A 6,783-nucleotide genomic window follows, 5' to 3' on the forward strand; every position below is an offset into this window, starting at 1 on the left:
CGTCGGCCGCGGGTCTCACTGGGGCGGGGTCTTCGTGACCTTGTCGGCCCACATCTGGGCCACCTTGCTGGCGGCGTCGCGCCCGCCGAGCCCGAAGGCTAGCGCTGCCGCCACCGCAGCCGCCCCCAGGATCAGGCCGAAGGCGAGAAGGACGATATCGTCGGCGATGCCCATGAAGCGAAGGCCCATGGCCGTCGCCAATGCGATCGTGGCCCAACGCACCAGGGTGGAGGCGAAGCCATCGGCGCCGCCCGTACCCTTGTTGATCAGGTTGGCGAAGACACCGCCGATCAGCACGCCGGCGGTGATAATGATCCCGCCGACGATGACGTGTCCGGCCAGGGCCAGGATTTCCTGCAGCGTCACGGCGATCGTGCCGAACTGCAGAAGCTTGGCGGCCTCGACCGCCGTGAAGGCGACGATCGCCGCCATTGCGATCTTGCCCACGATGCTGGACGGCGTCATCGGCTTGGGCACATCACTACCTAGAGCCCTTGCGGTAGCCGGTGTCACGTCACCGGCATAGGGAGCCGCGGTCGGCTTCGGCGCGGCCGGCGCCTGAGTCGTGGCGGTCAGAGCCGTCAGGCTCGAGATGCTGCGATCGAACCCAGTCGCCGGCAGGATGCGTTCGATCAGCTGGGCGACCCAGCGACCGATGAACCAACCCACCGCCAAAACGATGGCAGCGGCGAGAACATGCGGGATCGCAGCCAAGACAGTCGACAGCACGGCAACCGCCGGAACCGTCAATGACTCGATGCCCAGCTGCTCCAGCGCCGCGATCGTGATGGGGATCAGAATCAGGACGAACACCAGGGTGCCGATCGCGGTGCTGACGCCAGTCGAGCCCGTCGCCTTGGTCAGGCCGGCCTTCTCAAGCCAGCGATCCGCGTTGGCGGCCTGCAGTGCAGCCTCGACGACTCGCTTGGCCAAAGTCGCGACTACAAACCCAATGAAGAAGATCAGGACCGCGCCGAGGACGCTCGGCACGAAGGACGCGACCTGCGTGAGCAGTGAGTTCAGGGGCGTGACGACCTGGCCCAGGTTCAGGACGCCGAGGGCGGCGACGACACCGAACAAGAGGATTAGCCAAAAGGCGACATCTCCCAGGCTGGCGCCGACCGAGTGCTTCGGGTTGTCACTAGTGCTCGCCTTGGCGGCGCCAGGAATACGATTGATCCCCTTCGCCAGGGCCCATTTCACGGCCTTGCCGATAAACCAAGCCGCGATGAGGATCAGCACAGCGCCGATCACCTTGGGCGCCCACTCATAGAGCAGCGCGTCCCATCCGATGAACTCGTAGTTTGTCGTTTGCATACATCCCTCAGGCCTGACGCTGATCGCGCGGGTTTCCAGTGGGCCTAACAAGATCGAGCCTGTTCTTGTTCCGGCGCTAACGAGAGGATTCGCCGGAACGGATAGTTGGCTCATCGCTAACGGGGCCGAAGCGGCTTTCCGAACGTCCGCACGACATCCAATCAACTCATCCAGCAGGAACATCCATGTCGACGCCAGAAGATTTGAAAGGCCTCTACACCGACGAGCTGAAAGACCTGTGGTCCGCCAACGACCAGAGCGGGATCATCTTCGTCAACCGCAACGGCCTGCGCTGGCGAGATGCGCCGGCGGCCTACGGGCCGCACAAGACCCTCTACAACCGCTGGAAGCGATGGAGTGAGGCTGGCGTCTTCATCCGGATGATGGAGGGCCTGTCCGGGGCTCAGACCGAACGCCGCACGGTCATGATCGACGCGACCTATCTGAAGGCGCACCGCACGGCTTCGAGCCTGCGGGTAAAAAAGGGGGTCTCGGGCGACTGATCGGACGCACGAAAGGCGGCATGAACACCAAGCTTCACGCCGTGACCGATGCGAACGGAAGGCCCATCAGCCTCTTCATGACAGCGGGTCAGGTCAGCGACTACATCGGCGCTGCCGCTCTCCTGGACAGCCTGCCCCGCGCCCAGTGGCTTCTGGGAGACCGAGGCTACGACGCCGACTGGTTCCGGGACGCCTTGCAGGCCAAGGGGATCACGCCGTGCATCCCAGGCCGCAAAACCCGCACCGAACCCATCCGCTACGACAAGCGACGCTACAAGCGGCGAAACCGGATCGAAATCATGTTTGGACGCCTGAAAGACTGGCGGCGGGTCGCCACCCGCTACGATCTCTGTCCGACCGTCTTCCTGTCCGCCATAGCCCTCGCCGCTACCGTGCTGTTCTGGCTATGAGTCCTGAGCCTAAATCTAGTTTTCCCGCCCGGAAATCGGCCCATACCGCCTCGCCCGCCTTCCAGTTAGTCTCGATCAGCGATCGTTGAGCGTCAGGGTCGCCCTGTTTGCTGAAGAGGTCGTTGAACGCCAATGCCACACTGTTGAGATACGTGGACAGCGAAACCAGGAGCCATCCGGTCGCAGGAGACGGCGGGCGATCGCGAAGATACATGTCCGCGATCGCCTTCTGATTGGTGACGAGCCGGCCCAACTCCAACCACTCGGCTTGCCCGGTGGTGCCGTTATCGACGAAACTGATGCGTCTCCCGCAGAACCTCCAGTGTATCGATTGAGAGCCGCGTCCAATCGCCAACGGCCGCCGCTTGACGGCCAGCTTCCTGGTGAGCTGCCCGACGTGCGCTGCCACGATCAATCCAGACGGCCGCGAGGATGGCAGCAATCGATCCAACGGCCTGGATCCACGCGGCTGTCGCCGGGTGCTGAAAAAACGCCCCGACATCGCCATTCGGTCGAAAGACGGCGCACAGCCAGATGATGATCAGGATTGTGGCAACAGCAACGCCGGTCAGGATACGTTTCATAGTCTAGCAGGGTGCCACGGCAGAACAGACGCGCCAACAAGGGGTTCGATCTTCGGCGGGTGACGCCTCCTCTGATGTCTGCTCCTCGACAAGGTGGTAATTTCCGCTGCTGGCGCGTTTCGCGCTTAAGCTGCCCAGCCTACGACGACGGAATAGTTCTCAGCATCATCCACTGCGGCGCGCCATTTTCCTCCAGAATATTCCACGACGTCGTCTCAGGCGCGCGATGCTCGCGAAGACACGTCCGACACAAAATCGTCGTCGGGTTCTTGATTGCGCAAAGTCGATGTGACGTTATCTCGTAACAAGTCACTTCCTCCCCAGGCTGAGAGTTTTTCCATGCGTCCCTCAAGCGTCTCGCGATCCCTGCTCATGGCGGCGGCAGGCTCCACGATTCTGGCAGGCGCCGCCGCCGCGCAGTCCGCTCCGCAAGCCCCGGCGGAGTTGGGCGATATCATCGTCACCGGCGCACCCTATGGCATCAGCCAGCGGGCCTCGGTGATCGCGACGGACGTCGTGGACGAACAGACCCTGGCCACGGCGCCGGCGGCCTCGCTCGGCGATATGCTGAGCGGGCGTCCGGGCATCCGTTCGACCGACTTTGCGCCTGGCGCCAGCCGACCCGTCATTCGCGGCCTCAGCGGGCCGCGCGTCCAGGTGCTGACCAACGGTATCGGCCTGATCGACGCGAGCTCTGTCTCGCCCGACCACGCCGTGGCCACCGATCCGGCCGAGGCCAATCGTATCGAGATCATCCGCGGGCCCGCGACGCTGGTCTATGGCGGCTCGGCCATCGGCGGCGTGGTCAATGTTCTGGACGATCGCATCCCCACCGAAATCCCCGAGGGCGGCGTGTCCGGCGTGGTCTCCACCCAGGCTTCCAGCGTCGATGACGGCCGCAGCGCCTTCGGACGCGTGACCGTCGGCGGTGGAAACTTCGCCTTCAACGTCGATGGGGTGAAGCGCAAGACCGACGACTATGACATCCCGGCCCCGGCCATTTCCGCCAGGCGCGCCGCCGCCGAAGGCCTCGCGCGGGAAGACACCGGAACCCAGCCCAACAGCTATACCGACCTGGAAGCTTGGGGCGTCGGCGGTTCCTACATCGGCGACAAGGGCTTCGCCGGCGTCTCCTACAAGAACACCGACAGCGAATACGGCACGGTCGCCGAGGAATCGGTCTTCATCAAGCTGAACCAGAAGCGGTGGGACGCGCGCGGCGAATACCGTTTCGACAGCGGCCCCTTCGCGGCCCTGCGCGGCTCCTACGGCCATGCCGACTACACCCACACCGAGTTCGAGGCCGTGGGTGAGCCTGGCACCATCTTCAACTCCGACGGCTGGGAAGGCCGTGCGGACCTGGTTCAGCGCGAACGCAACGGCTGGAACGGCGCCGTCGGGGTCCAGGCCCTGTCGCGCAACTTCGAGGCCATCGGCGAGGAGGCCTTCGTGCCCTCCGTCAAGATCGACGAACTCGGCCTCTATACGGTGCAGCGTCTGGACCTCGGCAACCATGGCTTCGAGGGCGGCCTGCGTTATGACCGGCGCGAACTCAGCGGCACGCCCATCGGCGGCGCCAGCGAAGTCACGCGCGAGTTCGACAACTGGTCGGCGTCCGCCGCCGCCTTCATCCGCCCGACCGCCGGCCTGTTCTTGGGCCTCAGCCTGGCCCACAACGAGCGCGCGCCCAGCGAGGTCGAGCTGTTCGCCGATGGCGTTCACATCGCCACCGCCGCCTACGAGACCGGCGACCTGACGCTGAACTCCGAGAAGGTGACGACGCTGGAGGGCACTGCCCACTATGACCGCGGCCGGTTCACCGGCGATCTGCACGTCTATCACTCCTGGTATAACGGCTTCATCGACGAACGGCCGACAGGCGACCAATTCTATTTCGAGGAAGAGGACGAGTTCTTCCCGATCTACCGTTTCGTCCAGACCGATGCCAAATTCTATGGCTTCGAGCTGGAAGGCGCCTATGCGCTTTGGCAGGACGGCGATCGCAAACTGTCGCTGGAAGGCGCGGCCGACTATGTCCACGCCCAGACGGACTTCGGCCCTGCCGCGCGGATCCCGCCCTACTCCGTCACCGGACGTCTGGCCTGGACATCGACCAGGTTCGACGCCAGCGCCGAGGTTCGCCACGTCGGAGAGCAGGACCGGGTCGCCAATGAATTCGAACTGCCGACCGACGACTACACCCTGGTCAACGCCTCGGTCGCCGTCCGTCCCTTCGCCCAGCAGAACGTCACCCTGTTCGCTGAGGCGCGGAACCTGACGGACGAGGAAGCCCGCGAACACGTGTCCTTCCTCAAGGACATCGCCCCCCTGCCCGGCCGCAACCTTCGGGTCGGCGTCGCCTACCGCTTCTGAGAACATCAAGAGCCTTCGGCGCGGCCTTGGTTGCGCCGAAGGCTCTCACGCGTCGGCGAACGCGAACCGCCTCCGTGCGTTGATCGTCCATGACCGACAAAGAACCCCGCAAAGTCCCGATCGGCTACGAGGACCGTCCCAACAAGCCGACACGCGGCGCCTTTCGCATCACGGCCCTCGCCATAGCGGCCGCAGCCATGGTCTTCCTGACGCTGATCGCGGTCGTTGTCATGCGAAGCGGCAGAATCTAGTCGCGCGGCAGCAGCGTGCCGAGCCTATGTTAGGCTTAGCTTGCCCATCGTCCCTCTGAGACGCTTGGGCTTTTCGCCAACGGGCTTGTTGCCGACCCACGTATCACCTCCCAGCGCGTGGTTTGATGCTTGTCGTGATGAGGGTTTGCCCGGAGCGCCAAGGGCCTCGGCGAATTTGGTTGCAGCTGGCTGCGTCCGCTGGGAGAGCGTTGGAGCCGCTTGCCGACGGGAGCCTTTCCTACGTCGGCGCGTCGCGCCTGACGTTCGACGGACGTCAGCAATATCGAATGGGCGATTACGACACCGGAAGACCGGCCGTGGGCGTCAAGGCGTTGGCGGGGACCGCGACCGTCTTCGTCGCCAACCTGTTCGACACAAGGGCCAACACCTTCGCCTATAGCGACCCGTTCCGCTTCCGGGACGACCAGGCCATCGCCCCTTTGCGGCCTCGCAGGATCGGCCTGACGCTAAAGTGGCCGCCGCATTAGGGTTTTGCCGGATCGCGACCTCTGCGCGTCAAAATCTGTTCGCCGGACAGCAGAAAGCCCCACGGCTTTGTGCGGTGGGGCTTTTTGTTATTTTGGGTGCGGGAGTAGGATTTGAACCTACGACCTTCAGGTTATGAGCCTGACGAGCTACCGGGCTGCTCCATCCCGCGGCAAACGGTAGTGTATCGTGAAGGAAGAACGGTTTCGAGAAGGACCGCGGTTGCGGTTTTTATTCATCATCGGCTGTCCGCCTGGTAGACCCGGCGGCGACCTACTCTCCCGCGCCTTGAGACGAAGTACCATTGGCTCTGGAGGGCTTAACGACCGAGTTCGGAATGGGATCGGGTGGGGAACCTCCGACATAGCCACCAGGTCAACCAGGGGGACAGCGGATGATGAGAAGACATTGTCTGAGATTGCTCTGGTCAAGGAGCAATCATCGAATGAGTTTTGCTGAGAAACGATCAAACCGATCGGATTATTAGTACCAGTAAGCTTCATGGGTCGCCCCACTTCCACACCTGGCCTATCAACGTGGTAGTCTTCCACGATCCTCAGCGAAGCCTTGTTTTGAGGTTAGTTTCCCGCTTAGATGCTTTCAGCGGTTATCTATTCCATACTTAGCTACCCTGCTGCACAGCTGGCACCATGACAGGTACACCAGAGGTATGTCCATCCCGGTCCTCTCGTACTAGGGACAGATCCTCTCAAGCTTCGAACACCCACGGCAGATAGGGACCAAACTGTCTCACGACGTTCTGAACCCAGCTCACGTACCACTTTAAATGGCGAACAGCCATACCCTTGGGACCTGCTCCAGCCCCAGGATGTGATGAGCCGACATCGAGGTGCCAAAC

5 protein-coding genes, 1 tRNA gene, 2 rRNA genes and 1 pseudogene (1 of these 9 running past the window's edge) are annotated in these 6,783 nt (G+C 63.1%); 4 read left to right on the forward strand and 5 right to left on the reverse strand.

Annotation, left to right across the window (positions count from 1 at the left end; translation table 11 throughout):
- Positions 1–15 precede the first annotated feature (15 nt).
- A complete protein-coding gene (locus DT343_RS11560; RefSeq protein ID WP_112863018.1) occupies positions 16–1,317 on the reverse strand; it encodes a mechanosensitive ion channel in 1,302 nt (433 codons plus the stop codon).
- A gap of 257 nt (positions 1,318–1,574) precedes the next feature.
- On the opposite strand from DT343_RS11560, the pseudogene DT343_RS11565 reads away from it, so the two are divergent.
- A pseudogene (locus DT343_RS11565) lies at positions 1,575–2,230 on the forward strand (IS5 family transposase); the annotation flags it as partial.
- Between the two features lie 284 nt (positions 2,231–2,514).
- Here DT343_RS11565 and DT343_RS17235 read toward each other — a convergent pair.
- Entirely contained in the window at positions 2,515–2,814 is a 300-nt protein-coding gene (locus tag DT343_RS17235; protein ID WP_146756744.1) for a hypothetical protein, read from the reverse strand.
- Positions 2,815–3,153: 339 nt separating this feature from the next.
- Between DT343_RS17235 and DT343_RS11575 the strand changes: the two genes are divergently transcribed.
- The 3 genes from DT343_RS11575 to DT343_RS11580 all read left to right on the forward strand — a co-directional run bounded on the left by DT343_RS11575 (position 3,154) and on the right by DT343_RS11580 (position 5,926).
- Entirely contained in the window at positions 3,154–5,187 is a 2,034-nt protein-coding gene (locus tag DT343_RS11575) for a TonB-dependent receptor (protein WP_220116695.1), read from the forward strand.
- An 89-nt stretch (positions 5,188–5,276) separates the two neighbouring features.
- Complete coding sequence (locus DT343_RS17515) at positions 5,277–5,438, forward strand: hypothetical protein (RefSeq protein ID WP_181669186.1); 162 nt, start codon at positions 5,277–5,279, stop codon at positions 5,436–5,438.
- A gap of 209 nt (positions 5,439–5,647) precedes the next feature.
- The gene (locus tag DT343_RS11580) at positions 5,648–5,926 is read left to right on the forward strand and encodes a hypothetical protein (RefSeq protein WP_112862629.1); all 279 of its coding nucleotides are present in this window, start codon (positions 5,648–5,650) and stop codon (positions 5,924–5,926) included.
- Between the two features lie 93 nt (positions 5,927–6,019).
- On the opposite strand, the gene DT343_RS11585 is transcribed toward DT343_RS11580, so the two are convergent.
- The 3 genes from DT343_RS11585 to DT343_RS11595 form a co-directional block, all read right to left on the reverse strand.
- Positions 6,020–6,096 (reverse strand) — tRNA-Met (locus tag DT343_RS11585).
- A gap of 88 nt (positions 6,097–6,184) precedes the next feature.
- Positions 6,185–6,299 (reverse strand): 5S ribosomal RNA (rrf, locus tag DT343_RS11590).
- A gap of 87 nt (positions 6,300–6,386) precedes the next feature.
- Positions 6,387–6,783, reverse strand: a 23S ribosomal RNA gene (locus DT343_RS11595) (it continues 2,384 nt past the right edge of the window).

Source organism: Brevundimonas vesicularis (assembly GCF_900445985.1).
Taxonomy (GTDB): Bacteria; Pseudomonadota; Alphaproteobacteria; order Caulobacterales; family Caulobacteraceae; genus Brevundimonas; species Brevundimonas vesicularis_D.